22 protein-coding genes are annotated in these 24,711 nt (G+C 55.2%); 7 read left to right on the top strand and 15 right to left on the bottom strand.

The genetic code is table 11. From position 1 onward, the window contains the following. Positions 1-15: 15 nt before the first annotated feature. The 5 genes from ftsB to cysD form a co-directional block, all read right to left on the bottom strand. A complete protein-coding gene (gene ftsB / locus F3J28_RS21610) occupies positions 16-342 on the bottom strand; it encodes a cell division protein FtsB (RefSeq protein ID WP_166879673.1) in 327 nt (108 codons plus the stop codon). Between the two features lie 185 nt (positions 343-527). After that, positions 528-851 carry a DUF3561 family protein gene (locus F3J28_RS21605; protein ID WP_008458338.1) on the bottom strand — a complete coding sequence of 108 codons (324 nt, stop codon included), beginning with the start codon at positions 849-851 and terminating at the stop codon, positions 528-530. 50 nt (positions 852-901) lie between these two features. Next, the gene (gene cysC / locus F3J28_RS21600) at positions 902-1,507 is read right to left on the bottom strand and encodes an adenylyl-sulfate kinase (protein ID WP_039287155.1); all 606 of its coding nucleotides are present in this window, start codon (positions 1,505-1,507) and stop codon (positions 902-904) included. After that, positions 1,507-2,934 carry a sulfate adenylyltransferase subunit CysN gene (gene cysN, locus F3J28_RS21595; protein ID WP_166879670.1) on the bottom strand — a complete coding sequence of 476 codons (1,428 nt, stop codon included), beginning with the start codon at positions 2,932-2,934 and terminating at the stop codon, positions 1,507-1,509. Before cysN ends, cysC begins: the two co-directional genes overlap by 1 nt. Positions 2,935-2,945: 11 nt before the next feature. Continuing rightward, positions 2,946-3,854 (bottom strand): sulfate adenylyltransferase subunit CysD, encoded by a 909-nt coding sequence (gene cysD, locus F3J28_RS21590; protein WP_008458345.1) that lies wholly within the window; start codon positions 3,852-3,854, stop codon positions 2,946-2,948. 278 nt (positions 3,855-4,132) lie between these two features. On the opposite strand from cysD, the gene F3J28_RS21585 reads away from it, so the two are divergent. Then, on the top strand, positions 4,133-5,173 hold the full coding sequence (locus F3J28_RS21585) for an aminopeptidase (protein ID WP_166879667.1): 1,041 nt from the start codon (positions 4,133-4,135) through the stop codon (positions 5,171-5,173). A 39-nt stretch (positions 5,174-5,212) separates the two neighbouring features. On the opposite strand, the gene F3J28_RS21580 is transcribed toward F3J28_RS21585, so the two are convergent. The 5 genes from F3J28_RS21580 to cysJ all read right to left on the bottom strand — a co-directional run bounded on the left by F3J28_RS21580 (position 5,213) and on the right by cysJ (position 13,303). Further along, entirely contained in the window at positions 5,213-7,057 is a 1,845-nt protein-coding gene (locus F3J28_RS21580) for a glycoside hydrolase family 9 protein (RefSeq protein WP_166879664.1), read from the bottom strand. Between the two features lie 24 nt (positions 7,058-7,081). Next, on the bottom strand, positions 7,082-8,398 hold the full coding sequence (locus F3J28_RS21575; RefSeq protein WP_286178427.1) for an OprD family porin: 1,317 nt from the start codon (positions 8,396-8,398) through the stop codon (positions 7,082-7,084). A gap of 373 nt (positions 8,399-8,771) precedes the next feature. Next, the gene (gene cysH / locus F3J28_RS21570; protein ID WP_166879663.1) at positions 8,772-9,503 is read right to left on the bottom strand and encodes a phosphoadenosine phosphosulfate reductase; all 732 of its coding nucleotides are present in this window, start codon (positions 9,501-9,503) and stop codon (positions 8,772-8,774) included. A gap of 282 nt (positions 9,504-9,785) precedes the next feature. After that, on the bottom strand, positions 9,786-11,498 hold the full coding sequence (cysI, locus tag F3J28_RS21565; protein WP_166879659.1) for an assimilatory sulfite reductase (NADPH) hemoprotein subunit: 1,713 nt from the start codon (positions 11,496-11,498) through the stop codon (positions 9,786-9,788). Next, positions 11,498-13,303 carry an NADPH-dependent assimilatory sulfite reductase flavoprotein subunit gene (cysJ, locus tag F3J28_RS21560; protein WP_166879657.1) on the bottom strand — a complete coding sequence of 602 codons (1,806 nt, stop codon included), beginning with the start codon at positions 13,301-13,303 and terminating at the stop codon, positions 11,498-11,500. The genes cysI and cysJ overlap by 1 nt, the downstream gene beginning before the upstream one ends. Positions 13,304-13,605: 302 nt before the next feature. Here cysJ and queD point away from each other — a divergent pair, with 302 nt between their 5' ends. From queD to F3J28_RS21540, 4 genes are all read left to right on the top strand, one after another. Next, positions 13,606-13,971, top strand: coding sequence for a 6-carboxytetrahydropterin synthase QueD (gene queD, locus F3J28_RS21555; protein WP_166879654.1), 366 nt, complete (start codon positions 13,606-13,608; stop codon positions 13,969-13,971). Between the two features lie 111 nt (positions 13,972-14,082). After that, positions 14,083-15,357 (top strand): FAD-dependent oxidoreductase, encoded by a 1,275-nt coding sequence (locus tag F3J28_RS21550; protein ID WP_166879652.1) that lies wholly within the window; start codon positions 14,083-14,085, stop codon positions 15,355-15,357. Then, positions 15,354-15,626, top strand: coding sequence for a ferredoxin family protein (locus tag F3J28_RS21545; protein ID WP_166879649.1), 273 nt, complete (start codon positions 15,354-15,356; stop codon positions 15,624-15,626). Before F3J28_RS21550 ends, F3J28_RS21545 begins: the two co-directional genes overlap by 4 nt. 13 nt (positions 15,627-15,639) lie before the next feature. Beyond that, the gene (locus F3J28_RS21540) at positions 15,640-16,215 is read left to right on the top strand and encodes a glycerol-3-phosphate responsive antiterminator (protein WP_166879647.1); all 576 of its coding nucleotides are present in this window, start codon (positions 15,640-15,642) and stop codon (positions 16,213-16,215) included. Here F3J28_RS21540 and F3J28_RS21535 read toward each other — a convergent pair. The 5 genes from F3J28_RS21535 to F3J28_RS21515 all read right to left on the bottom strand — a co-directional run bounded on the left by F3J28_RS21535 (position 16,199) and on the right by F3J28_RS21515 (position 21,555). Then, positions 16,199-17,065 carry an electron transfer flavoprotein subunit alpha/FixB family protein gene (locus F3J28_RS21535; RefSeq protein ID WP_166879644.1) on the bottom strand — a complete coding sequence of 289 codons (867 nt, stop codon included), beginning with the start codon at positions 17,063-17,065 and terminating at the stop codon, positions 16,199-16,201. The genes F3J28_RS21540 and F3J28_RS21535 overlap by 17 nt on opposite strands. Then, a complete protein-coding gene (locus F3J28_RS21530; RefSeq protein WP_166879641.1) occupies positions 17,062-17,841 on the bottom strand; it encodes an electron transfer flavoprotein subunit beta/FixA family protein in 780 nt (259 codons plus the stop codon). Before F3J28_RS21530 ends, F3J28_RS21535 begins: the two co-directional genes overlap by 4 nt. Then, positions 17,819-19,174: an MFS transporter gene (locus F3J28_RS21525; RefSeq protein ID WP_205247281.1), complete on the bottom strand. Its 1,356-nt coding sequence runs from the start codon at positions 19,172-19,174 to the stop codon at positions 17,819-17,821. Before F3J28_RS21525 ends, F3J28_RS21530 begins: the two co-directional genes overlap by 23 nt. 70 nt (positions 19,175-19,244) lie before the next feature. Beyond that, positions 19,245-20,699 carry an FAD-binding oxidoreductase gene (locus F3J28_RS21520; RefSeq protein ID WP_166879639.1) on the bottom strand — a complete coding sequence of 485 codons (1,455 nt, stop codon included), beginning with the start codon at positions 20,697-20,699 and terminating at the stop codon, positions 19,245-19,247. Between the two features lie 70 nt (positions 20,700-20,769). Further along, positions 20,770-21,555 (bottom strand): SDR family oxidoreductase, encoded by a 786-nt coding sequence (locus F3J28_RS21515; protein WP_008458368.1) that lies wholly within the window; start codon positions 21,553-21,555, stop codon positions 20,770-20,772. Positions 21,556-21,905: 350 nt separating this feature from the next. Here F3J28_RS21515 and F3J28_RS21510 point away from each other — a divergent pair, with 350 nt between their 5' ends. Together F3J28_RS21510 and F3J28_RS21505 are read left to right on the top strand one after the other, a co-directional pair. Continuing rightward, on the top strand, positions 21,906-23,204 hold the full coding sequence (locus F3J28_RS21510; RefSeq protein ID WP_166879637.1) for an MFS transporter: 1,299 nt from the start codon (positions 21,906-21,908) through the stop codon (positions 23,202-23,204). A gap of 26 nt (positions 23,205-23,230) precedes the next feature. Next, positions 23,231-24,709, top strand: a complete 1,479-nt coding sequence (locus F3J28_RS21505) for an FGGY-family carbohydrate kinase (RefSeq protein WP_166879634.1) — start codon at positions 23,231-23,233, stop codon at positions 24,707-24,709. Positions 24,710-24,711: the final 2 nt, after the last annotated feature.

Genomic DNA, 24,711 nt, shown 5'->3' with positions numbered 1-24,711 from the left:
TTCACTTATGCTGAGTTATCGATTATTTTGCCCGGCGTTGGAGGTATTACCGTTGGCTGCGCGTTTGGAGGCATCCGGCACCAGTCGGTAGAAAGTCTCTCCCGGCCTGGTCATGCTGAGTTCGTTGCGAGCGCGCTCTTCGATCGCTTCCTGGCCGCCGTTGAGGTCGTCAATTTCGGCAAAAAGCTGATCGTTGCGAGATTTTAGTTTGGCATTGGTTGCCTGCTGCGCAGCGACATCTTCGCTGACGCGCGTGTAATCGTGTACGCCGTTTTTTCCGAACCACAGCGAATACTGAAGCCAGACCAGCAAGGCCAGCAACAGCAGCGTTAGTTTACCCATCCTGCCCCCTGAAAAACGGCACAATCATCCCACAACTTTTTCGTCGACTCCACTGCGGCAAGCCACCCTGCGCGCCAAATCGCGCCAGAATTTACCACATAACGCGAATTCATGCGCGATTGGAGCAAGTTTAGCTTAACGTTGCCCATAAATAGTCTGTTACGGTTTGACGCAGTTCGGCACGGCTAACCCATAAGCCACATGAAGAGCACGCCGAACATCAGCGCCACGGAGAGCAGCGTAGCCACACAGCTGAACAGCAGCTTGCCACGCAAGATGGAGTGCAGGGCTATCCCCACCACCACCGCGACCGGCATCAGCGCCAGGAAGAATGGCCAGGTGTAGAGGAAGAAAAAGAGCGTGTTGGGGCCATAGACCAAAAAGGGAATACCTAGCGCCAGCAGCCACGACAAAAAGCCGATAAACGCCCCGGGCAGTGACCAGGTGGTTTCCTCGACCGTCGGGCTGGGTTCAGCCTGAGAGATAACGATATTCGTGCTGTTGCGCATAACTGATTTCATAACCCTGATGGCCGGAAGCGTTGTGCTTCCGGGCGTCTTCAGCAATTGATGATATCGTCGCGACGCAGCAGGTCTAATATTTGGGCCACTAAATTTGTTACTAATTGTTCGCCGTCTAAGTGAATTTCGGCCCGCAACGGCGCCTCATACGCCGAATCAATCCCGGTAAAATTCTTCAGTTCCCCAGCCCTGGCCTTCTTGTAAAGCCCTTTAGGATCGCGCGTTTCGCAAATGGCTAACGGCGTGTCCACAAACACTTCGTAGAAACGCCCTTCCCCGGCCCGCTCGCGCACCATTTGCCTTTCAGCCCGGTGAGGCGAGATAAACGCACTGAGCACGACCAGGCCCGCATCCACCATCAAGCCAGCCACTTCGCCAACTCGCCGGATGTTCTCCTTGCGGTCCTCATCGCTAAAACCCAGGTCGCTGCACAAGCCGTGGCGCACGTTGTCGCCATCAAGCAAGTACGTGCTTACGCCAAGTTTATGCAGCTCTTGCTCAAGGGCACCGGCTACGGTCGATTTCCCGGAGCCGGACAAGCCGGTAAACCACAGCACCGCGCCGCGATGCTTGTGCAAGGCTTCACGCTGTTCGCGCGTCACCGGATGAGCATGCCAGACCACGTTTTCATCATGGTCGGCCATTATTTGCCTCCCAGCAGGTCGCGCGCGCCCCAGTGTGGGAAGTGGCGACGCACCAGGGCGTTAAGCTCAAGCTCAAACGCGCTGTAAGCGGAAGGTTCCTGATAAACCTCTGCCTGCGGCTCACGCACCATACCCGCGCCGACGGTCACGTTGCTCAGTCGGTCGATGAAAATCAGCCCGCCGGTCACCGGGTTGGACTGATATTTATCGAGCACCAGCGGCTCGTCGAAGGTCAGATCTACCAGCCCAATGCCGTTCAGCGGCAGGCTTTCGACCACGCGCTGAGTGAGTGAGTTAATCTCGACCTGATACTGAATATTGTCGACGCGCGCACGGGTTTTCTTCCCGGCGATTTTGATATCAAAGCTCTGGCCCGGTACCAGCGGCTGTTCCGCCATCCAGACGACATCTACTTTTGCGCTCTGCACCGCAGCCAGTGATTCCGTCGCCTCCACCAGCAGGTCGCCCCGGCTGATGTCGATTTCGTCTTTAAGCACCAGGGTAATCGCTTCCCCCGCGCCGGCTTGTTGCAAATCTCCATCAAAAGTCACGATTCGGGCGATGCTGGATTCCACGCCAGACGGCAGCACTTTGACGCGCTGGCCTACGCTAACGGTGCCGGAAGCGAGCGTCCCCGCATAGCCGCGGAAGTCGAGATTAGGGCGGTTTACGTACTGCACCGGGAAGCGCATTGGCTGCTGCTCCACGCCGCGAATAATTTCTACCGTTTCCAGCACTTCGAGCAGCGTCGGGCCGCTGTACCACGGCATTTGAGCGCTGGCGCTGGCGACGTTATCCCCTTCCAGCGCGGAAAGCGGCACAAAACGGATATCCAGGTCCGCCGGCAGCTGTTGAGCAAAGGTCAGGTAATCCTGCTTGATCTGCTCGAAGGTCTGCTCGCTGAATGCCACCAGATCCATTTTGTTGATCGCCACGACCAGGTGTTTGATCCCCAGCAGCGTGGAGATAAAGCTGTGCCGACGGGTTTGATCCAGCACGCCTTTTCGGGCGTCGATCAGCAGGATCGCCAGGTCGCAGGTTGATGCCCCGGTCGCCATATTGCGGGTGTACTGTTCGTGCCCCGGCGTGTCGGCAATAATGAATTTGCGCTTCTCGGTGGAGAAATAGCGGTAGGCCACGTCGATGGTAATGCCCTGCTCGCGCTCGGCCTGCAGGCCATCCACCAGCAACGCTAAGTCGAGCTTCTCGCCCTGCGTGCCGTGACGTTTGCTGTCGGTATGCAGCGACGAGAGCTGATCTTCATAAATCTGGCGTGTGTCGTGCAGCAGGCGGCCAATCAGGGTGCTTTTGCCGTCATCGACGCTGCCGCAGGTCAAAAAGCGCAGCAGGCTTTTGTGCTGCTGGGCGTGCAGGTAGGCTTCGACGCCACCTTCATCAGCGATTTGTTGTGCAATAGTGGTGTTCATCTGGCGGCTCCTTAGAAATAACCCTGGCGTTTTTTCAGCTCCATCGAGCCGGCCTGGTCGCGGTCAATCATGCGTCCCTGGCGTTCACTGGTAGTGGAAACCAGCATCTCTTCGATGATCTCCGGCAGCGTCTGCGCGGTTGACTCCACCGCGCCGGTCAGCGGCCAGCAGCCCAGGGTACGGAAGCGCACCATACGTTGTTCAATCACTTCACCCGGCTGCAAATCGATACGATCGTCGTCAATCATCATCAGCATACCGTCGCGCTCCAGCACGGGACGCGGTGCCGCCAGATACAGTGGAACGATGTCGATATTTTCCAGGTAGATGTACTGCCAGATATCCAGTTCGGTCCAGTTAGAGAGTGGGAACACGCGAATACTTTCGCCTTTATTTATCTGGCCGTTGTAGTTATGCCACAGCTCAGGCCGCTGGTTTTTTGGGTCCCAGCGGTGGAAGCGATCGCGGAAAGAGTAAATACGCTCTTTCGCACGGGATTTCTCTTCATCGCGCCGCGCACCGCCAAAGGCAGCATCAAAACCGTATTTATTCAGCGCCTGTTTAAGCCCTTCGGTTTTCATGATATCGGTATGTTTGGCGCTACCGTGAACGAACGGGTTAATGCCCATCGCTACACCTTCAGGATTGCGGTGTACGATAAGATCGCAGCCGTAGGCTTTCGCCGTGCGGTCACGGAATTCGTACATTTCGCGGAATTTCCAGCCGGTATCAACGTGCAGCAGAGGGAACGGCAGCGTACCTGGGTAGAAAGCTTTACGGGCCAAATGCAGCATGACCGAAGAGTCTTTGCCAATGGAATACATCATCACCGGATTAGAAAATTCGGCAGCGACCTCACGGATAATATGGATGCTTTCAGCCTCCAGTTGCCGCAAGTGAGTGAGTCGTTTTTGGTCCATAACCTTCCCTTAAGCAGATGCGCCGCGGCCGTTCATCGCAGCCGCTTGAGATTTAATCTAAGGGGACTATAAGTCTTGGGCTTATTTGTTATGAAATTACGAATTGGAATGACTAGTTCCCGAAAAGAATAACGCCACGGCAAAGCTAACGACAAAATGTGCTTAACCAGTCGTTTTTTCGCGGGTTTAAGAGCAAATGAAATTGTTTAACCTGGCTCACAGTTTCATACTAACGGCGCTTAAAACTTCCGACTAATAAAGATGAATAAGGACGTACTATGTTTTCCGCATTGCGCCGCTCGGTGATTTGCCTGGCGCTGGGCGCGTGCTTTAGCTTTCCCGCAGTGGCGAAGGTCACGCAGCAAGGCGACCTTGCCGACCAGCAAACCCGCCATATCGCGACTTATTTTCCGGGCCGAATGACCGGCAGCCCTGCCGAAATGCTGGCCGCAGACTATATTCAGCAGCAGTTTAAAAGCTGGGGATACCAGAGCGATATTCGCCAGTTTAATACCCGCTATATCTACACCACGAAAGCGGGGCATCAGACCTGGCATAACGTCACTACCAGCAGCGTGATTGCCGCCCGGGAAGGTAAACTGCCGCAGCAAATTATTATCATGGCGCATCTGGACACCTATACGCCGCTCAATGATAAAGACGTGGACAATAATCTCGGTGGCCTCACGCTGCAGGGCGTGGACGATAATGCTTCCGGCCTTGGCGTGATGCTGGAACTGGCCGAGCGCCTGAAAGATATTCCTACCCGCTACGGCATCCGCTTTATTGCCACCAGCGGAGAAGAAATTGGCTCCCTGGGCGCGAAAAATATTCTGACGCGCATGAGCAAAGAGGAGCAGGCCAACACGCTGCTGGTGATCAACCTGAACAGCCTGGTCGTGGGCGATAAGCTTTATTTCAATAGCGGAACATCAACGCCTGCGCCCGTGCGTAAACTGACCCGCGACAGAGCGCTCACGCTTGCTCATCGTGCCGGGATTCAGGCCACCAGCAACCCGGGACTCAATGCGAAATACCCGAAAGGCACCGGCTGCTGTGGCGATGCTGAACCGTTTGATAAAGCCGGGATCCCGGTGCTTTCCGTAGAAGCCACCAACTGGGCGCTTGGGGCGAAAGACGGTTATCAGCAGCGCAGTAAAAACAAGGCATTTCCAGACGGCACCAGCTGGCATAACGCCACGCTCGACAACCTTGAGTATCTGGATAAAGCACTACCGGGCAGGATTAAGCGACGCAGCCATGACACGGTGCGTATTCTGCTCCCGCTGGTGAAAGAGTTGGCGAAGGCCGGGAAGTGATCGGGCAGGAGCGGCTAAAGCGCCGCTCCACGCCATTTATTACTGCTGTACCGGCAGGCTCACGGCGTACAGGTACCACGCTGAATGAGGCAGCCAGCCCTCGGCCCAGCGCCAGTCGTCATCTTTCCCGGTGACGGCATAACCCTGGTCAAACGCGATCCCGTCCACGTTCTGCTGCGGATCGGCGGTAATACCGTTCACAATACCGCCAGGCAAGGTCGTATAGCGCCAGGAATTAAAGAACATATAGCTAATGTGGCGGTAACCGCTGCCGGTCAGCATGCTGACATCAAACGGGTTTCTGCCGAGGATCCAGTCCAGCTGGTTCCAGGCATAGGCGTTGAGCCGTTGGCTAAAACCAGTATCATTGGCAAACAGCGGCATCGCCTGACGCGCCGCGGCAGCAAGCGAGGCTATGCGGGCGTTCTCCCCCTGCCACCACGGTGCAGCTTCCGTATCATGCGGGAAGAAGAAGCTGGTGCGCCTGCTCCCATCTTTCAGCTGAATCAGCTGGCGAGCATAGCCAAACGGGTTATTCACATCGGCGGTGGTTGTCAGTTCAAAGTCGAGCGCCTGTTTTACCGTGGAGAGGATTGCCGCCCGCTGATTCTCAGGGGCAACGGCGTGATACTCCAGCAAAGCGATAACCGGTAAGCCAGCATCTGAAGGATGGAAATAAGGCCGACTGGCGTCATCTGCACGCCAGTAATGCTTCCATTGGCCTTCTGAAATTTGACGATCCATCAGGCTTTTTGCCCGCAGGGAAGCCACCTCAAGGTAATGCGATTTCTCGGTCGCTTTGTACAATTCAGCGGCGGCCAGCAGGACGTTATAGTCATCGACGATATTCTCTTTGCCGTCGTTCACCATCTTCAGATTATTTTTCTCCAGGAAGGCAAAAGCCTCTTCTGCAGTCTGCAGGTATCGGGCGCGCGTAAACTGCCCGTCCTCATCCTGGGTGCTGGCGAGCGCCAGTGCAGCAATCGACATCCCGGCGCCTGAACGGAAGCTAGCCTGGTAAGCCAGCCGCCCAACCGCCGACTCTTCAACAATGGTCGAATCAGACTCTTTTTCTTTGATTTGCGTGCGCCAGTTAGGATTCGCTACCACGCGATCCTGCGCCAGTTTATCTTTACCCGGCGATGATATTGCCTGCAGGAAAGATTCCCCTGGCTGCTTCATGCGCACCAGAAAATCTGCCCCATAAAGCCCCTCATCCAGCATACGTCGACGATACTCGGAGAAATTGACGTCGTTACGCGCCCCGAGACGCTGGTAGCTTTGCAGCAGGCTCCATGCCACCAAAGGCGCCTGTTGAGGATTAAACCAGGAGGTTAAATTCTGATGGGAAAGGTGAACGCCATAGTCACCGGTTGCGTCATACCAGCCTCCGTGAACATCCACCGTACCTTTCTCGCCCCACGGTTTCGGCAGCTTGCGATCCGCTTTGTCAAAAAGCCCCGTTACGCGCTGGCTTTTGAAATAGGCAATCACATCGGAGAGCGTATAGCGTTCAAGTAAATCTTTATTGATGATAAACGGCCCCGAACGCACATCACCGTCGCTGCTGACCACCTTAACCACATAACGCCCGGCTTTATGCCAGCCGCTAAAATCCGCCTGATAAAAAGTACGATTCTCCCAGCTCGGGACGCTTCCCTGCCCGACGAGTTCACCGCTGTACACCACTTTGTTACTTTCGCTGTCCAGCAGCTCAAATTTGTCCCCGGCATTAACTTTCGCGCCATCGCTCAATTGAATAACGGCGGATTTTGGTCCATTGAGGTCGTAGCCAACCTGGTTAATTAAAACGTGCGTTTGTGCATGGACGAAAAGCGCGCAGCACGAAAGCGCCAGCCCGAGGCCTGCCTGTCGAATCAACATTATTTTTCCTTAGCGTGGGTCGCGTTAGAGAATTGAGAAAGGAGCAATCATCATGAATTTGATATCCTTTTCATCCTGGAAAACGTTGGCGTAGCCGCCGCCCCAGTCAGGATTGTCGGAATGGTTGTTGTAGCGGGTGTAATGCAGCTTAAACATCACATCTTTGGCCCAGCCCTGCTGGACTTGCCAGACGAGATCCAGGTTCCAGGCGCTTTCTGTCAGACGCTGCCTGGCCGACCAGTCTCCTCCCCGGGCCGGTTTGCCATCCCAGCCCCAGGCCAGAGATGCCCCGGCGCTGATGCCCGGATAAATTACGTCGCCTAAATCGACCATCGTGCCGAAAAACACGGCCTTTTCGCCATCGGCGTTGTAGTCAGAGCGGGCATCCCACCACATATCGATGCGCCCCGCCGAGTTTGGGTAAATGGGCGTTGCGCTGACGGTATAATATCCCTGCTTGCCCGGGGCATGGACCAGGCTCCCCTCTAACCGGAACTGCCACCGTCCGCGCTGATATTCAGCCGTCAGGCCCTGCTGCCAGGCAAACTCGTCGTAGACGTCATGGCGCCCCGTCGCATCATGCGAACCGTAGAACTGCCAGCTGGTTCTTAGCTCGTTGTCCGCCTCACCGAACCGCCAGCCTAGTTTGGTAAAATACTTATCCAGGTAGCCCTGGGATTGTCCAAAGGCAAGCTCCCAAATCACACCATTTTTAAAATCAAACTTACCACCCAGCGAGTGCAAATAAGGAATTTTCGTTTTCTTGTCTATTTCCTTAAAGTCATACATTTCGCGATACCACGGCGCTTTATATTTATTGGCCCAGAAATAAGAAAGTGAAAACGTGCCGTATTCCCCTAAATCGTAAGCGGCGCCAATTTCCGCCCCCTGGTAAGTTCCGGGTAAGAATCCCCATTGAGTGCCTAATAAACTCTGTCCAACGGGTTGAATATAACCGGCCCTGAGCCAGTAATTTTCCTTTTGGAACTTGAGCGCGGCCAGATAAAGATCCGCTGCGTTTGCCTCTCCGGTTCCCCGGTCTCGCCACATGGATTTACCGCCGCTAAAACTTATTTCGTTGGGATGCGCAGCGCTGCCTTCAAATAAATCGACGGTGGCAAATGCCCCTAAATCAACCCCGACAGTATCGTCATAAAATCCAGAGCTGTAGTCCAGGCGCGCCGTGGCAGTACCATGATGCAGATTGGTCTGGTATTGCCCGTAGTGCGGGCTGCCAGGATTCATATCTTTGCGTTCACGGTGCCGCTGCCAGTAATAAAGCGCTCCGGTGACCAGGCTGTCATCGACAAATCCTGCCGCCATCGCAGAGGGCACCGGCATCACTGAAATCAGACCTGACAGAAGCAGGATGCCTTTTATGCCATTCTTTTTTATACGAAGAGGTAAAACGAACATCATTCATTCCCTTTAGCTAAGTTCTTCCCTGAAAATAAAACCGCACACCCTACGGTCTTTTTTCACCTACTCGATCAATTATTATTTTTGGTTTTTCATCAAAAACTGAAAACGTTTTCAGGTTTTGATGAAATTATCCGCTTAAAGAAAAAATGGTCAATATCCGATCGCACATTTCTTTGTGATGAATAGCCCATTTTGGGGAGTAAACGTGATGAGTTGTTTTTTTAGAGACAGGACAGCAGAAAAGAAAACGTGGGCACTTGTCCCACGTTTTAAAAGAAATGATAAAAGAAATTTATTCGTGCAAACCACACTCGCGTTTCAGACCAAAGAAGCGAGTCTCTTCTTCTGCCATTCCCGGCTCCCATTTACGGGTAGTGTGGGTATCACCGACGGACAAATAGCCCTGATCCCAGAGCGGATGGTATTTCAGTCCGTGCTCGGTCAGGTACTGGTAAACCGTACGGTTATCCCAGTCGATGATCGGCAAAATTTTAAAGACTTCACGCTGTACCGCCAGCACCGGCAAATTAGCGCGGCTGCCGGACTGTTCACGACGCAGGCCAGCAAACCAGGTTTGCGCCTCCAGCGTTTTTAGGGCACGGTTCATCGGCTCAACTTTGTTGATGTCGTTGTAGCGCTCAATCCCCTCCACGCCCTGCTCCCACAGCTTACCGTAACGCGCTTCCTGCCAGGCTGGACTTTCGGTCGCACGAAACACCTGCAGGTTCAGCTTCAGCTTGTCGGCGAGCTCATCGATAAACTGGTAGGTTTCAGGGAACAGATAGCCGGTATCGGTCAGAATCACCGGGATATCGGGGCGCTGCTGGGTGACCAGATGCAGACACACAGCGGCCTGAATGCCGAAGCTGGACGAGAGCACAAATTCCCCCGGCAGATTTTCCAGCGCCCAGGTCACGCGCTGCTGCGCGCTAAGTTTTTCCAGCTGAGCGTTGACTTCGGCGAGCGCCATGACGCGTTCGACTTTAGGAAGGGCGTTCAGTTCGTTTAAATCAAGTACGGACATACGTGCCTCACTTAGTAATCAATGACCCTCACCCCGGCCCTCTCCCTGGAAGGGAGAGGGGGAAACCGAAGTATTCTTTCATCCCAATCTTCTTCTGGCAGGGAGAGGGGGAAACCGAAGTATTCTTTCATCCCAATCTTCTTCTGGCAGGGAGAGGAGGAAAGCGAATTATTCCCTTATCTCAGCCTTCTTCTGGCAGGGAGAAGGGAAAGTCAGATTCGGTATTCCTGGTATCCTAATCCCCTCTCCCCTTTGGGGAGAGGGTTAGGGTGAGGGGAAAAACTAGTCCCACAAATCCCTGGCCGGATCGAGCACCGGGCGAATAATGCCTGCACGCACGGTGAAATCACCAAAGCCTTCGTCGGTCTCACGTTCTTTCGCCCAGCGGCCCACCAGCTCATCAATCAAGCTGAGGATCTCCGGCTCAGTGATGTTTTCGCGGTACATGCGCGGAATACGCGTCCCGATACGGTTCCCACCGATATGCAGGTTATAGCGCCCTGGCGCTTTCCCCACGAGACCAATTTCGGCCAGCATCGCGCGGCCACAGCCGTTCGGGCAGCCGGTAACACGCATCACAATGTGCTCATCCGGCACTTTGTGTTTATCCATCACCTGCTCAACTTTGGTGACAAACTCCGGCAGGAAGCGTTCGGCTTCCGCCATCGCCAGCGGGCAGGTCGGGAACGCCACGCAGGCCATCGAGTTCTCACGCTGCGGCGTAACCGCATTCATCAAGCCAGACTCGGTTGCCAGCTTCTCAATTTTAGCCTTTTCGCTTTCCGGCACGCCGGCGACGATCAGGTTCTGGTTTGCCGTCAGGCGGAAATCACCTTTGTGGATCTTAGCGATCTCCAGCAGGCCAGTTTTCAACGGTCGCCCAGGGTAGTCCAGGATGCGGCCATTTTCGATAAACAGCGTCAGGTGCCATTTGTCATCAATGCCCTTCACCCAGCCAATACGATCGCCGCGGCCGGTAAATTCGTAAGCACGGGTTGGCTCAAACTTGATGCCAGCGCGGCGCTCAACTTCCGCCTTAAACACGTCAACGCCAACGCGCTCAAGGGTATATTTAGTTTTAGCGTTTTTACGGTCAGTGCGGTTTCCCCAGTCGCGCTGGGTCGTCACCACCGCTTCCGCTACCGCCAGAGTATGCTCCAGCGGAATGTAGCCGAATTCGCTTGCCGTGCGGGCATAGGTATTTTTATTCCCGTGCTCGATGGACAAGCCACCGCCGACCAGCAGGTTGAAGCCAACCAGCTTGCCGTTTTCCGCAATCGCAATGAAGTTCATGTCGTTGGCGTGCAGATCCACGTCGTTCTGCGGCGGGATTACTACCGTAGTTTTAAACTTACGCGGCAGATAGGTCGGCCCCAGAATCGGTTCTTCGTCGGTGGTGGCGACTTTTTCTTTGTCCCACCAAATCTCGGCGTAGGCGCGGGTGCGCGGCAGCAGGTGCTCAGAGAGCTTTTTCGCCCATTCGTAGGCTTCCTGATGCAGCTCAGACTCCACCGGGTTAGAGGTACACAGCACGTTACGGTTCACGTCGTTGGCCGTCGCCAGCGCGTCCAGGCCCACCTCGTGCAGCATTTCATGCGCGGGCTTGACGTTCTTCTTCAGAATGCCGTGGAACTGGAACGTCTGGCGGTTGGTCAGGCGAATGCTGCCGTAGATAGTCTTATCTTCGGCAAACTTATCAATAGCCTGCCACTGCTGGGTGGTGATAATTCCCCCCGGCAGGCGACAGCGGAGCATCATCGCGTGACGCGGCTCCAGCTTCTGCTCAGCGCGTTCGGCGCGAATATCGCGATCGTCCTGCTGATACATGCCGTGAAAGCGGATCAGCAGGAAATTGTCGCCGTTGAAACCGCCGGTCAGGCCATCCTGCAGATCTTCTTTAATGGTGCCGCGCAGAAAATCGCTGTCGCGCTTCAGGCGTTCGGCGTCGACCAGTTTGCCTTCGACCACCAGAGGGCCAGGGTGTTTTTCGCTCATTAGTAGACATCTCGCTGATAACGGCGCTCAACGCGCAGCTCACTTAAAAATTCATCTGCCGCTTCGGTGTCCATGCCACCGTGGACGGCAACCACTTCCAGTAACGCCTGCTCAACGTCCTTCGCCATACGGTTGGCGTCGCCGCAGACGTAAATGTGGGCACCTTCCTGAATCCAGCGCCACAGTTCCGCGCCTTTCTCGCGCAGTTTGTCTTGTACGTATATTTTATGCTGCTGGTCGCGGGACCAGGCTAAATCGATGTTCGTCAGCAGGCCGTCTTTGACGTAGCGCTGCCATTCAACCTGGTACAGGAAATCTTCGGTAAAGTGCGGGTTGCCAAAGAACAACCAGTTCTTGCCGCCAGCGCCGTCGCTGTCGCGCTGCTGAATAAAGGCGCGGAACGGGGCGATGCCGGTGCCCGGGCCAATCATAATGACCGGGGTTTCAGGGTTGGCCGGTAAGCGGAAGTTATCGTTATGTTCAATGAACACGCGCACTTCGCCGTCTTCCTCAAGGCGGTCGGCCAGGAAACCTGAAGCGCCACCGCTGCGGGCACGGCCTTCGATGTCATAGCGCACCGCGCCCACGGTAATGTGGACTTCGGTTTCAGCTTCCGCCTGCGAAGAGGCAATAGAATAAAGGCGCGGCGTGAGCGGACGCAGCAGGCCAGTCAGCTGTTCAGCCGTCAACTCTGCCGGGGCGAAGCGCGCCATGTCCACAATCGGCGTGGTCTGCGCGTAATGCTGTAATTTGGCTTTATCGCCCACCAGCTCCAGCAGCGCCGTGTTGCGGGTCAGTTGGGCGTAGTTTTCAACGATATTGCCGGTGTTGACCGTCAGCTCGAAGTGCCACTGCAGCGCTTCGCTTAACGGCAGCGTTTTGCCATCGACGGTGACGCTTTCATCGCCTTTCAGCCATAGCAGATCCGTCAGCTCTTTCACCAGCGCCGGATCGTTCTGATACCAGACGCCAAGCGCATCGCCCGGCTGATAGCGCAGGCCAGAGTCGCCAAGATCGATTTCGATGTGGCGCACGTCTTTATCGGAGTCACGGCCGGTAATTTTCTGGTTCACCGCAAGCGTGGCGGTCAACGGTGATTCTTTGCTGTAAGGGCTGGTGAAGATTTCGTTGCTCACGCCCGTGGCCGTCGCGGCAGCCTGAGCCGGGGTTTCGGCCGGGACGCGGGATTTCAGCAGTTCAACGATTTTGCTGCGCCATGCCTGGGCCGCAGGCTGGTACTCTACGTCGGTATCAACGCGATCCAACAGGCGCTCGCCGCCTAATTCAGCCAGTTTGCTGTCAAAGTCTTTACCGGACTGGCAGAAGAATTCATAAGAGCTGTCACCGAGGCCAAAGACGGCAAACGCGGTGCCGTTCAACTTCGGTGCTTTTTTCGAGAACAGGAATTTGTGCAGGGCCACGGCCTCTTCAGGCGGCTCCCCTTCCCCTTGCGTGGAACTGACGACAATCAGCAGTTTTTCCTGGGCAATTTGTTTGAATTTATAGTCGCCCGCGTTCACCAGATTGACGTTCAGCTTCGCCGCCAGCAGGTCGTCCCGCAGCTGCTCACTCACGCGGCGTGCGTTGCCGGTCTGCGACGCGGAAATCAGCGTAATCACCGGGACTTCTGCCGCAGGGGCCGGAGCCGCCGCAACAGTACCAGGCTGCTGGTTAATCATTCCCCAGAAATAACCGGATAACCAGGCCAGCTGAGTGGTTGAAAAATCAGTGGTCGCCGCCTGAAGGCGTGCCAGCTGGTCCGGCGTTAACGGCAGCAAAGCGCTCGGTGGAACCTGAGAAGTCATAAGTATTTAGCTTCCAGTAGCAAAGGGCAAAAAAGGGCTTACAGACTGTAATGAGTCAAGGTTAACCAGCAGGTTATCAACAATTAAAGAAGGGATGGAAATAATAAATAACTAAAACGACTAATCGTTTTTTCAGGTAAATCATAGTGTTAAAAGTGATTAACTAACTACCTGATGAATATAAGATTTCAGCGCATTCACCGCTATTTACACCATGCTGCAGGGCAATGCGCCGTTTAGTTAATGCGAAAAATAGTCCATTCCGCTATCATGCGGCGGTTTTTTGAATTCCAGAGAGTCGAATGATGTCCACCACCCTGTTTAAAGATTTTACCTTTGAAGCCGCCCACCACCTGCCGCACGTCCCGGAAGGTCACAAATGCGGTCGCCTGCATGGCCACTCCTTTATGGTGCGCCTGGAAATCACCGGCGAGGTAGATCCTTATACCGGTTGGATCATGGACTTCTCCGAGCTGAAAGCCGCGTTTAAGCCAACCTACGATCGCCTCGATCACTATTATCTGAACGATATCCCAGGGCTTGAAAACCCCACCAGCGAAGTGCTGGCGAAATGGATTTGGGATCAGATGAAACCTGTTGTGCCGCTGCTGAGCGCGGTGATGATCAAAGAAACCTGCACCGCAGGCTGCGTCTACCGCGGCGAATAAGCTAAAAAAAGTCCGGAAATCACTCCGGACTTTTCCTCTCTGCGCCCCCCATCAAGCTAATTTTCATCCCACTTTGGTAAGCTGCGCCGTCGCAACTAAAAGGTGCACGGGATGGCCACTACAGATTTCGATATTATCGTCGTTGGCGCGGGGATCGCAGGCTCCTGCTGCGCGGTAGAGTGCGCGCGCGCCGGGCTAAATGTTCTGCTTGTTGAGCGGGCAACTCAGCCGGGAGGCAAAAACCTGTCGGGCGGCAGGCTTTACACCGCCGCGTTTGATGCCCTCTTTCCTGATTTTTGTCGCGCCGCCCCACTCGAACGCTGTATCACCCATGAAAAACTCTCCGCGCTGACGGCAGAAACGTCCACGACGTTGAGTTTCCAGCACCCTTCGGCAGCGTCATACAGCGTGCTGCGTGCCCGGCTGGATCCGTGGCTGTTCCAGCAGGCTGAACAAGCGGGCGCGCAGTGCCTGACGGCGACTCAGGTCGATAGCCTGCATGTTGAAAGCGGCGCGGTGAGCGGCGTGGTGATCGAAGGCGAAGTGCTGAGCGCCAAAGCCGTGGTTATCGCCGAAGGGGCCAATACCCTGCTGGCGGAACAGCACAAGCTGTTGCACAAGTTACCCGAGCACAGCGTTGCCGTGGGCGTGAAAGAAGTGCTGGCGCTGCCGAAAGAAGATCTCGAGAACCGCTTCTCGCTTGAAGGTAACGCCGGTGCCGCCTGGCTGTTCACCGGCGGCATCTGCGGCGAACAGCCTGCGGGCGGGTTCCTCTACACCAATCTCGATACGCTGTCTGTCGGCATTGTCTGCCCGCTCTCTTCAATTCGGGCTGCCTCTGCTTCGCTTCCCGATCTGCTGGAAAACTTCAAGCAGCACCCGACGCTGCGCCCGCTTTTGCGCCGTGCCGAGCTGGTGGAATACGGCGCGCATCTGATTCCTGAATGTGGCCTGAACGGGCTTCCCGAGCGCCTGGCCGGCCCCGGCTATTTGCTGGTGGGCGACAGCGCCCGTTTCTGCATCAATACCGGTTTTACCGTGCGCGGCATGGATTTGGCGGCGCTTTCGGCAAAAGCGGCGGCGCAAACGCTGATTCAAGCGCTACAAGAAAATGTCAGTGTCGATCTTCATCACGCGTACCGCCACCAGTTGGCGTGCACTTCGCTGTGGGCGGTGCTGGAGCGCTATCGCAAAATGCCTGATTTTTTACAAACGCCGGGGCTGTTTCAGGACTATCCGCACCTGCTGGCTGAGCTGCAGCGTGATATCTTTGATCCCCAGTATTCACCGCCGCCACGACTCAGCAGCCTGCTGTGGAAACATGCCCGCAAAACGGGTATTTCCAGACTGGTTAAAGACATTTTTCGCGGAGGGCGCAGCCTGTGAACCTGCATGAGAAACTGGCCAGGAACGCCTGGCAACCTGCGGAGAAACCACATATTGTCCCCGCAGATAATCCCGATATCGAACAGCTTACTCTGCTGGTACGAGCCTGCCCCGCCGGGCTATACCGACAGAAAGAAGACGGCAGCCTGCACATTGATACCCCCGGCTGCCTGGAGTGCGGCACCTGCCGCCTGCTGTGCACCGAACAAACCCTCAGCCGCTGGCGCTACCCGCCCGCAGGCTGCGGCATCCAATTACGCTTTGGTTAATGGAGTCCAAGCTGTGTCCCTGATATCCCTACTCAAGCAACACCCGCTGATTGCAGCGGTAAAAGATAACCAGAGCCTGCAGCTGGCGCTGGAATCCGACTGCCAGGTAATTTCCGTGCTGTACGGCAATATCTGCACCATTACCGGCATCGTGCAGCAAATTAAGAAGGCGAATAAATACGCGCTGGTGCACGTCGATTTACTGGAAGGGACATCGAATAAAGAGATTGTGATTAACTTTCTGAAACTGGTGACCCAGGCCGACGGCGTGATCAGCACCAAAGCGCCAATGGTGAAAGCGGCCAGGGCGCAGGGGTTCTTTGCCATTCACCGGCTGTTTATCGTCGATTCCATCTCTTACCACAACATCGATAAACAGGTGGCCCAGTCGAACCCGGACTGCATCGAGATCCTGCCGGGATGTATGCCGAAAGTGATGAAATGGGTCACAGAAAAAATCGACCTGCCGGTGATTGCCGGTGGCCTGGTGTGCGACGCGGAGGATGCCAACAACGCACTCAGCGCCGGGGCGTTGGCTATCTCCACCACCAATACCGGCGTCTGGCAGTTGGCTAAATATCTTCCCTGACACAGGTTTGCAGCTCGGTTAGTACCGGCAGCAGGCCATCGACGATCCCCACATCGGCGTGGCGGAAAATCGCTGCCTGCGGATCGTTGTTGATGGCAACAATGAACCGGCTGTGGGCAATGCCGCTGATAAAGGCCGGTGCGCCGGAGACGCCTGCCGCAATACAAACGTCAGCGGCAACCTGGGTACCGGACATCCCCAGCAGTTTGTCCATGCTGCACCAGGCGTGCATCACCGCTTCGCGGCTGGCGCCGGTTTCCATGCCCAGCCCGCAGGCAATCTCCTCGACCTGCGCCATGGCTTGAGGGCTGCCAACGCCCCGTCCCACCGCCAGCACAAGCCTGGCATCGGCCAGGCCGGATTCAGCTTCATCGGCAATTGCCCCGGATTCAACCAGCCAGGCGGGCTTCTGTGCTGCCGCGGGAATATGTACATACTCGATCTCCGGCTGCCAGGTTTTGGCTCCCGGCGCGGCGGCTACGCTCAGGCACCAGGGCTTATTGTGCAGTTGAAGCTCAGCCACCAGTGCGCCGCCATAGGCGTTTTTGCGCACCACCTGCCGGGCAAAATCCGCGTCGTTAATCGCGCTCCACGCCTCTCCTTGCAGCCGGTGCGCCAGCCGGGTGGCAAGCTCTGCGCCCTGCCAGCCAGAAGGGAATAACAGCATGTCTACTGGGGCAGGCACGAAATGGGTATACAACCCTTCCAGCAGCGGCTCGCTGAATTCACTCTCCGGCAGCAGCCAGGCTTCGAAATGTTCTGGTGCCATTTCACTGCACGCAATGAAATGCCCTATCTCATTGAGCGCCGACGCTTGCCTCGCTTCAGGCAGAACCAGGGCAATTTTCATGATTTCATCCTTTTACCTAGCCAGTCGCGGTAAAGGCTGCGGACCTTTTCGCGCACATCGCTACCCTGAATGATTAAGCCGCCGCGCTGCCGCTGAGGGTGATCCAGCCCGACCAGAGGAGAGAATGCCTCCTCATGACCAGGGACTTTCACAGGCAAGACCTCAACGTCCGAAGCTTTCACCGCCAGCTTTTGTCGCAGGCCAGGCGTTCTCAGGCAGTAATCGCCGCGGCTTTCAATCATCAGCACCGCAGGCAGCCGCACGGTCAGGCTGCGTTTTCCTGCGCCGTGCCGCTGTTTCAGGCAAAGCTGCTGCCGTTCAGCGTCAAGCGTGAAATCATAGACCTGAGTGAAACACGGCCAGCCCAGCTGTTCGGCGAGGTAAAACCCCGTCTGGCCGCTGTTACCTTCGGCGCTGCGTGAGCCCATGACCACCAGAGATTGAGAATTTTGCTGCTGCCATGCGGCCAGCAAGGCAGCCACTGAGGCGGGAGAAAAAGTCAGCTCGTCATCCGGCTGCAGCCGAACGGCTCGCAGGAACCCCAGCGCTTTGAACTGGCGAAGAAAGCTGTCAGCCCGCTCGTGACCAATGCTTAAGGCGGTAAGGTTTGAGCCTTCAGCCTGACGCAGCAGTATCTCCGCGGCAGCAGCCTCATCTTCTCCCAGACAAGGGCGCGTTATCGAGGTGTCCAGGCTGCCCTGCCCGGCGGCCAGCCAGTCTTTTTCCGCCAGCATGGCGAGGTCTGGCTCGGCCTTAAAGGCTAACAGAATGTTCATGATTCACTCCCGGCGGCTGCTCTTTATTCCCGGACGCGGCCACAAGGCTCATGTTGCGCGTTTCCGGCGCCCAGAAGACGGAAACCAGCAGGCCCAGCATCAGAACCGCGCTCAGCAACAGCATGGTGTTTTGCACCCCGAAGGAGACCAGCGCCACCGGCAGCAGTCCGGTGCTAATTGCCGAACCCAGGCGGCTCATCGACGTCGCAAACCCTACACCCAGCGAGCGAATATCCGTCGGGAAACTCTCAGCGGGGAGAACGCCGACCAGGTTGCTGACCGCCGAAATGGTCAGCGTAAAAACAAAGAACAGCAGCAGGATAATGGTACCGTGTTGTTCGGGCACCAGCGCCAGTGCGGTAAGGCTGAAGAACAGCACCAGAAAACCGCCTATCAGGAAGCCGCGTCTTGAGCAGCGGTGGGTCAAAACAAGGCCCGCGCTCGCGCCCACCACCAGCACCACATTCAGCAACAGGCTGGCGGTCAGGCCATCCTGCATACCCAGCAGCCCGGTAATGGACGGCAGCCAGGTATAAATCGCAAACCACGGGATCACCAGGCAAACAAAGAACAGGCTATTAAACGCGGTACGCCGCCAGTATTGCCCGGAAAACAACGTGCGGAGATGACGGGAAGTTGGCACCGCAATCTCATCGCTAATAACAACATGTTCGCCGAAGCAGCGGCGCACAATCTGATGCGCTTCGGACACCCGCCCCTGGCGAAGCAGCCAACGAGGAGATTCCGGGGTGCCCCAGCGCAAGAAAGTGATTAACAACGCAGGCAACGCGGCCGACGCCAGCAGCCAGCGCCAGGCTTCCGGCCCGCTCTCCACTAGCTGATGCCCAATGAGGCTCGCCAGCACATAACCCAGCGTCCAGACCACGCTAAAAGCGCCGAGCAGCACGCCACGATGTTTGCTCGGGGCAAATTCGGCCAACATGGTGTGGCCCACGGAGTAGTCGCCGCCCAGCCCGATGCCAATCAGCACCCGCAGCAGAATCAACTGCTCTACGTTACTAACGAAAAATTGTAAAAAGGAGGCCAGCGTGATGAGCACGAAGCTGAAGTTAAAGATTTTCTGACGACCAATATGATCGGAGACCCAGCCCAGCACCAGGCTGCCCAGAAACAGCCCAAACAGCGCCGAGCCGCCCACTAATCCTTCCTGAAGCGGCGTCAGGCTCATTTGCGGCGCAATCATCACCAGCGCAAAGCCAATTACGCCGAGCACGTAGCCGTCCGTCAGGTGAGCGCCGAAGGTCAGCCCGGCAATGCGTAAATGAAAGCGATTAAGCGGCAGGTCATCCATACGAACCGGTTCGGCGTGCATACTGATTCCTTTGTCGATCCGTAAATGAAGAGGTCGGCTCCTGAGAGCCGACCCGTGCGGTTATGTACGATTATTTTTCAATCGGCCAAATCGTGCCGGTGTTCATGATGCCGTTCGGATCGTACTGATCTTTCAGGCCCTGCATGATTGGCCAGGCGGTGCCGTGCTCCAGCCTGGACCAGTGCACGCGGTGCTTGCCGATCCCGTGGTGGTGCACCATCGAGCCGCCGAGGCGAATCGTCTCTTCCACGATGATTTTGTTCAGCGGGTTGTGGTACTTGTCGATCTCCTCTTCCGGCTTGCAGCCCACCACGTTGTAGTCGTACACGAAGTACATGTTGGTGCCGTTGATGTAGCTGTGGGAAGAGTGGCCGCCCAGCATAGTGATATCACCCGCATGTGGGAACTCGTTGCGAATGCGCTCGATCACATTGTGGTAAATCTCATTAATGCAGCTCCAGCTGCCAGAAACTTCCGTGGTAAAGCCCATGTTGCCGGTTTTCAGGATCTGCACACGTTCGGCGGCCACTTTATCTGGCCCCCAGTTCAGGTTGTTGAACCAGGTTTCGATGAGCTTGCTGTCCACTTTCTTGCATTCCGGGTGGCGGGCAACAATTTCTTCGATGCCCGCGCCGGTCGCTTCGGCCAGGCGCTTAGAGCCTTCTGCCATAAAGATCAGCACGCATTTGCCGTCGGCAAAATGGGTGAAGTGCTGGGTGCCATCTTCGGCGTCATACAGGCGGGCAATCGACGGACGGTAGCCTTCCACCATCACTTCACGCAGGATGTTGAACCCGGTCTTCATGTTGTCGAGGATATAGCCGTAGAACAGGTTGTTTTCCGGCATGTACTTGAAGATTTTTACCGTTACTTCCGTGATGTAGCAGAGCGCCCCTTCGTTGCCGATGATCACGTGGCGAATGTCCGGGCCAGCGGCACGGCGCGGCACGTTTTTAATGCGCGTGATGCTGCCGTCCGGGAACACGGCTTCCAGACCAACTACCATGTCCTCAATCGCCCCGTACAGGGTTGAGAACTGGCCGATGCTGCGGGTTGCCACAAGGCCGCCCATTTGTGCCAGCGGTTTGGACTGCGGCGAGTGGCCGGTGGTGTAGCCTTTTGCACGCAGGGCATCTTCCAGCACTTCCAGCGGCACGCCGCACTGGGCGGTGGCCTGCATGTTTTCAATGTCGATATCGACAATCTTGTTCAGCCCGGAGCCATCCAGCACCACGGAGTTTTTCACCACCGCTTCCAGGCCGCCTTCCGTTGCGGAAGCACCGGTTCTCGGGATACAGGTGATGTGGTTGCTGTTCAGAAACGCCAGTACGCTGGAGACTTGCTCAGTGTTCTGCAGTTTCACTACCGCGGCCGGCAGCGGCTGAGTGTACACGCCATGAATATCCGCATATTTTCTGAACCGGTCGATACTGTTTTTCTGTAATACTTTTTCATCGGTAATAACCTGCTGCGGGCCAACGATTTCTTTTAGTTGATCCACAATTGCTTCGCGAGATAAAGACATGACAACTCCTTCCTGACAAATAAGGGAATACAAATATAAATAAGAGAAGGCAGGAACCACCCTGCGAGAACTACCTGACTAAATAACCACCATCAACGACTAACAAATGGCCATTAACATAATCTGAAGCACGGCTGGATAAATAAACCATTGCCCCCATAAGATCCTGCGTTTCACCCCAGCGGTTGGCTGGAATATGATCCAGTACGCGCTTGTTGGTTTCCGGGTTTTTACGTGTTTCGGTCGTAATATCGGTGGCATAATAACCAGGCGCAATACCGTTCACCTGAATATTATATTGGCCTAATTCATCGCAATACGCTTTCGTTAAACCGGCCAGCGCGTGTTTTGTGGCGGAATAAGCCGGAGACCATTGGCCGCCAAGATAAGAAAATAGCGAACAGATATTAATAATTTTTCCGTGCTTTTGCGGGATCATCACTTTGGCCGCCTCGTGACTTAATTCGAACGCTGCGGTCAGGTTGATGTTAATCATCGGGTCCCAGTCGGCGCGGCCGAAGTCCAGCACCTTGTTGAGCTTACAGATCCCGGCGTTGTTGACCAGAATATCCACCGAACCAAAGGTTTCCAGGCACTGGGCGATGACCTGAGCCGGGGCACCTTTCTCCGTGATATCCACGGTCATAAACGCCACTTTTACGCCTTGCTGTTCAATAAGTTGGCGCGTTTCGCCTTTCTCTTCCACCACCGTTGGAATAAACACATTCGCGCCAGCCTTAGCCAGCGCCATGGCGAAGGCCTGCCCCAGCCCGCTGTTACCGCCGGTGACAATCGCCGTCTTCCCCTTGAGCGAGAAGAAGTCCAGTGAGAATTCGTTGAGTGCGCTGAGCGACATGATGAACTCCTTAAATTTTTTAAACGCAAAAAAAAATGAGAAAAGCAAGCTCCCCCCGAAAGGGAAGTTACTTTTCTCATCGTCTCTAGTAACTGGCTAAAATAAGTATCACAGCGGTGGGGGCATGTTATGTGATCAACATCACAACTCATTAACAAGAAGGTTTTATCGCTAAATTATTCGCCGTGAAAACCAATATCGTGATATTTCTCACACTAAAAAACCATGCTGCATGTTAATAATCTCCGCAATTACTAGAGCCCATGAGAAAAGTAATCAGCCCTTTAAAGGGGATTGGTTACTTTTCTCTTTTTTTTGTCTTTAACAATCCTGATTACTGAGAGCACACCATGCGTGATTCAAATTTTCGTCGCTGGCTAACGCTGGCAATAATAAGTATCAGTGGTGGTGTAAGTTTTGACCTTGCTTATTTAAGGTATATTTACCAAATCCCTATGGCAAAATTTATGGGGTTTAGCAATACCGAAATAGGCTTAATTATGAGTACTTTCGGAATAACCGCAATTATCCTTTATGCGCCGAGCGGAATTATTGCTGATAAATTCTCTCACCGCGTAATGATGACGCTGGCGATGATTGCTACCGGCCTGTTGGGGATTGTGATGGCTTTCTATCCGCCGCTGTGGGTAATGATCGTCATTCAGGTCGCCTTCGCCGTGACCACCATTCTGATGCTGTGGTCGGTCTCCATTAAGGCGGCTTCCCTGCTGGGGGATCATAGCGAGCAGGGAAAAATTATGGGCTGGATGGAAGGCCTGCGCGGCGTCGGCGTGATGGCGCTGGCGGTATTCACCATGTGGGTGTTTTCGCGCTTTGCGCCGGAAGATGCCAACAGCCTTAAAGCCGTTATTCTTATCTACAGCGGCGTTTATATTGCGCTTGGCGTGCTGTGCTGGTTCTTTGTCAGCGACGGCTTTACCGGCCGCACAGAAGGTGCTCAGGCAGCCAAAAAACCGGCCTTCCAGCTCAAAGATATTCTGTCCGTTTTACGGATAAGTACCACCTGGTACTGCAGTATGGTGATCTTCGGGGTTTACACCATTTATGCCATCCTGAGCTATTCCACCAACTATCTGACCGAGATGTACGGCATGTCGCTGGTGGCCGCCAGCTACATGGGTATCGTGATCAATAAAATCTTCCGCGCCTTTTGCGGCCCGCTGGGCGGCATTATTACGACCTACAGCAGAATTAAATCGCCCACTCACGTGGTGCAGTTGCTCTCTATTGTTGGCGCAATCGCACTAATAGCGCTGCTGGCGACCAACGCCAATCCTCAGTCCGTTGCGATGGGCATTGGGCTTATTTTGCTGCTGGGGTTCACCTGTTACGCCTCACGCGGGTTGTACTGGGCCTGCCCCGGCGAAGCGAGAACGCCGCCCTATATTATGGGTACCACCGTGGGTATCTGTTCGGTCATCGGCTTCTTGCCGGACGTATTCGTGTACCCGCTTGTCGGCCACTGGCAGGACACCCTGCCCGCAGAAGAAGCCTACCGCAACATGTGGCTGATGGGATTAGCCGCACTGTGCATGGTCATCGTGTTTGCCTTTTTGCTGATTCGCAAAATTCGCGCCGCCGACATTGCACAAGAAAAATTGGCATCGCTGGCCGCAACGGGCGAGTGATGAGGGAAAATTGAAGGAGAAAGGTAATGTCGAAGCAATACATCATTGGGATTGATGGTGGAAGCCAGAGTACAAAAGTCGTGATGTACGATCTGGCGGGCAATATCGTCTGCGAAGGCAAGGGGCAGCTGCAGCCGATGTACACGCCGGACGCGGATACCGCCGAACACCCTGACGACGATCTGTGGGACTCGCTGTGCCGCGCCGGGCAGGATTTAATGAGCCACTTCACAGGAGACATAAGTGCGATAGTTGGGATTGGCCTCGGCTCCATACGCTGCTGTCGCGCCTTATTAAAGGCCGACGGCACCCCAGCTGCACCGCTGATCAGCTGGCAGGATGCGCGCGTCACCCGCCCCTACGAGCACACAAATCCTGATGTGGCCTGGGTGACTTCATTCTCGGGTTACCTGTCCCATCGCTTAACCGGCGAGTTCAAAGATAATATCGCCAACTATTTTGGCCAGTGGCCGGTGGACTACAAAACGTGGTCATGGAGCGACGACAGCGAAGTGCTGAAGAAATTTAATATTCCGCGCACCATGCTGTTTGATGTTCAGATGCCGGGCACGGTCATTGGTCATCTTACCGAAAATGCGGCGAAGGCTACGGGCTTCCCGGCCGGATTACCGGTCGTTTGTACCACCAGCGATAAGCCGGTTGAAGCGCTTGGGGCCGGGCTGCTGGATGATGAAACCGCTGTGATTTCTCTCGGCACCTATATCGCGCTGATGATGAACGGCAAAGCGCTGCCAAAAGCCCCCGTGGCCTACTGGCCCATTATGTCGTCTGTGCCTGAAACGCTGTTGTATGAAGGCTACGGCATCCGTAAAGGGATGTGGACGGTAAGCTGGCTGCGGGACATGCTGGGCGAGTCATTGATTCAGGATGCCAAAGCGCAGAATCTTTCCCCGGAAGGGTTATTGAACAAGAAAGCGGCGCTGGTGCCGCCGGGCTGTAACGGCTTAATGACCGTGCTGGACTGGCTGACCAACCCCTGGGAACCGTTTAAGCGTGGGATCATGATAGGTTTTGATTCCAGCATGGACTACGCGTGGATTTACCGCTCGATCCTCGAAAGCATCGCCCTGACGCTGAAAAACAACTACGACAATATGTGCCATGAGATGGACCATTTTGCCAAACATGTGATCATCACTGGTGGCGGCTCCAACAGCGACCTGTTTATGCAGATCTTTGCCGACGTGTTTAACCTGCCGGTCAGGCGTAACGCGATCAACGGCTGCGCAAGTCTGGGAGCGGCAATCAACACCGCCGTCGGGCTTGGGCTGTATACCAGCTATGAAACCGCCGTCGAAAAAATGGTGCGGGTCAAAGACGTGTTTATGCCCGTTGAAAGCAACGCTAAACGCTATGAGGCGCTAAACAAAGGAATTTTCAGGGAGTTAACGCAGCACACTGACGTTATTCTGAAAAAATCGTATCAGGTGATGCACGGGGAGTTAGATAACACGGACTCGATTCAAAGCTGGTCCAACGCTTAACT

It is taken from the genome of Enterobacter sp. Ap-1006, assembly GCF_011752835.1.
Classification (GTDB): Bacteria; Pseudomonadota; Gammaproteobacteria; order Enterobacterales; family Enterobacteriaceae; genus Cedecea.
Note: the sequence above shows the minus strand (reverse complement) of the source record. Positions and strands in the feature narration are given on the sequence as shown.